This is a genomic window from Pseudoalteromonas sp. Ps84H-4, assembly GCF_024124645.1.
GTDB classification, from domain to species: Bacteria; Pseudomonadota; Gammaproteobacteria; order Enterobacterales; family Alteromonadaceae; genus Pseudoalteromonas; species Pseudoalteromonas lipolytica_C.
The window spans coordinates 1-2958 of sequence record NZ_JAMXSK010000061.1 but is presented as its reverse complement, the minus strand read 5'-3'; the positions used below and the strand labels follow the sequence as shown (position 1 = coordinate 2958).

Genomic DNA, 2958 nt, shown 5'->3' with positions numbered 1-2958 from the left:
TAAAATCAGCAATCGTTTTAAAGTCGGGTGCCAACTTACCAAGTAGCCACATCAGTTCAATATTGCGTTGGCATTCGGTTTCTAATCGGCGGGATGATTGAATACGGTTGAGGTAACCATAAAGATAAAGCTTTAATAGTGTGGCTGGATGATACTTAGGGCGGCCTGTGGACTTTAAGGTTAATCCTTTAAACCCCAATTCAGCTAGATTTAGTTCCTCAATGAAAACATCAATTACTCTGACCGTATTATCTTCACTGACGTAGTCTTCCAACGATTCTGGAAATAACGTTGATTGGTTACGATCTTCACCGCTTATAAACTTTGACATATTGCCTCAACCCTCGACTGAATCAATAGTCTTATTATATAAATATCAGTATATTAAGTGAACTAAATGTATAGATTAATCGATCATAAGCAGCAGATACTTAGACCAAAAGGTGATCAGAGTTTTCACACAGTCTGTGCCATAAGTGGACAGTGCTAACGCTTTGCTAATTGGCTGCCGCAGCGCAGCGTAGGCAGTCCAGTGGAGGCCATGCTGTTTGTGGCCGGAACGAAATTAAGCAACTTGTTATGTTGAAACATGCTTGATAAGCCCCTTAGCTACGAAATAAAAAACAAAGCAGACAAATAACAGCCCAAGGAAACGAATTGCTTTTGGTGCGTCTTTCTTAATTTTCACCTGAACGGCGATGCCAAACTCATCACCGATGAGCCACAAAAATATCTTGTGTAAACTCCATAAAACCATAAATACGTAAACACTGAGGAGCCCATAAAATTCAACATCGGCTACCATCAACGTGATCGTAATGATTAATGCAGCTACTAATACCCCAAAACTGATTGTCTTAATACGAGCGATCAATATGCTGCTCCAACATAACGCCCCAATATGCCGACGAAAAGAGCGCAGCGAGTTGAGGTCGGAATAATTGGTTTGTTAGCTTTGTATATCAATTTCAACAACTTGAGCCTCTTTAAATATACTTTTAGCTTTTTCAAACACAGTATCTTTATTAGCTGGATGCACCGTAATATCGATTGCGTTATCCGATAATGTAAAAAGTGTAAGACAACCCGCTTTTTGGATTTTTGCTATATCCGACTTTTTTACCAATCGTCCTTTGGTGTTATAAAAACGAGAGTAAGAATTTGTTCTTACCTGCACGTTTGCACCTAGGTCGTTAAACGTTCTTTCTGCTTTGTCCAAAAAGTTGATGGGAATCATTGATTCCAACTTTATAACCAAAACAAAGAATAATACTGAGGCGATAACTAATATTAAAATGTCAATAAAGCCTCCGCAAAGCTAACGCCCGCCACACGGGCGAGCAACTTGTTGCGAGTCCAGCGCCGCAGGCGCGATGTGCTGGCGCTTGTTATGTGCGTACATGCTACAGAACATGAACATCGTTGATTGTTGCAGCATAATTGTTGTTCCCAATTGGTACAAACTCAAATTCAACAGTTAGGTCGGTTATCTCGCCATTGGCGGGTAAATAAAAGCCGAAGATCAATGAGCCTGAATCGGTTTCTAAAAACTCAGGGTAACAATTCGCTATATTTTCGTTTTGAAAACTCACAGGGGCATCGCTACCAAAGTAATCATGCACAGCGTCTTTGAGTTCAGATTCTGCCCATACAACACCATAGTTATTGTTTATATCAATGAGCTTTTCTGCGTCTTCAAATTGATTTGTGGCTAATAAGCTCAGCCAATGCTGACAATAACTTTTAAGTTGATTCTCTTTATCTTCACTGGTGATTGAGAGCATGAGATACCTTAGAGCACATAACGCCTGCAGTTGCGGCGGGTGCGGAGCGCAGCGTAGCACACGTCCGACAACCTGCACTTGTTAAGCATTTTGCGACTTACCAGCAATTACTCCGAATTCACCGAGTATTCTTTGCTCTAGAATTCTAGTTACTGCTTCAAATGATGAGTTCGTATCGATAGCTTCTCTTTGATCGACTAGTTCATATTCAAATGGCAACTCTATCGCCATTTTTGAGGCATAAAACTGACCTAGCTGAAGGCGCCAAGGATAAGATGTGTACTCTGGAGTATAAACATGAAACAAAATCACCTTTTCATAAGCTTGATACTGGCTTAAGAGCCAATATTTTCCAACATTTGTATCAGGGTGAGTTTGTTTTACCTCCACTTCCAAGGCTATAACAACATTCCCATCAGTTAGCAGCCCATCAGCACGAAATCCATTTGAAGGAAAGCCAGGGATTGCTTGAAAACCATTAGTGAACGACAACTTTTCGCTAGCAAACTGTTTCATCCAGTCTGCCAACCTCGATTCATATTTTAGCCACGGTGACTTCACTGGACATGGTTCCTCGTATGCTTAACGCCCAAATTTAGCGCGGAAAGCCGCGCAGCGGGTTGACGTCGCAGCCAGCGCTTTTTGCTGGCGATAAAATTTGATTGTTATGTGTCTGCTGATTCATTAAACAATATCCTGTTTGAAAACGGATCTGTTACGGTAAAACACCTTGCACCCCAAGGGGCATCTTCAATGCTTGGTTTGTTGTATTTGTAAGGCTTTGCAGTAACTTGTGCGAAAAGTTGATCAAGATTGCTTACATTAACGAAGACCTTGCTGCCCGGTGTGCAGTCACCAGAGTGTTCACTCAGATGTAAAACAAAATCGCCAAGCGAAACTTGCATGTAAATTGGGTAACCATCCTCAAAACGATGCTCCCAATCTAGTTCCATACCGAGAAAGCCAAGGTAAAACTCTTTTGCTTTATCTTCATCGAAAATCCGCATTATTGGGATCGTCTGAAACTCCATGCCATCTACTCCATTACACATAACATTTTAGTATTTATGCGACACGCAGTTTGTGTTGCATAATCGCTTGTTGGACTGAGGCGCTACCTGCTCGGTGTGTCAGAGTTGGTGCTATTTATGCTATGGGAATTTGCTTTTTAGAG

6 protein-coding genes are annotated in these 2958 nt (G+C 41.3%); all 6 read right to left on the bottom strand.

Translation table 11 applies throughout. The annotated features are described in order from the left end of the window. Positions 1 to 331, bottom strand: a 331-nt coding sequence (locus NH454_RS22095; RefSeq protein WP_235378354.1) for a transposase, incomplete at its 3' end; no start/stop codon positions are given. A 246-nt stretch (positions 332 to 577) separates the two neighbouring features. Continuing rightward, the gene (locus NH454_RS22090; RefSeq protein WP_024592041.1) at positions 578 to 874 is read right to left on the bottom strand and encodes a hypothetical protein; all 297 of its coding nucleotides are present in this window, start codon (positions 872 to 874) and stop codon (positions 578 to 580) included. Positions 875 to 949: 75 nt separating this feature from the next. Next, on the bottom strand, positions 950 to 1246 hold the full coding sequence (locus tag NH454_RS22085) for a hypothetical protein (RefSeq protein WP_138558954.1): 297 nt from the start codon (positions 1244 to 1246) through the stop codon (positions 950 to 952). A 157-nt stretch (positions 1247 to 1403) separates the two neighbouring features. Continuing rightward, the gene (locus NH454_RS22080; RefSeq protein WP_024592043.1) at positions 1404 to 1784 is read right to left on the bottom strand and encodes a hypothetical protein; all 381 of its coding nucleotides are present in this window, start codon (positions 1782 to 1784) and stop codon (positions 1404 to 1406) included. Positions 1785 to 1865: 81 nt separating this feature from the next. Then, positions 1866 to 2300: a hypothetical protein gene (locus NH454_RS22075; RefSeq protein ID WP_063529658.1), complete on the bottom strand. Its 435-nt coding sequence runs from the start codon at positions 2298 to 2300 to the stop codon at positions 1866 to 1868. A gap of 149 nt (positions 2301 to 2449) precedes the next feature. Next, positions 2450 to 2815, bottom strand: a complete 366-nt coding sequence (locus tag NH454_RS22070) for a glyoxalase superfamily protein (protein WP_024592045.1) — start codon at positions 2813 to 2815, stop codon at positions 2450 to 2452. Positions 2816 to 2958 lie beyond the last annotated feature (143 nt).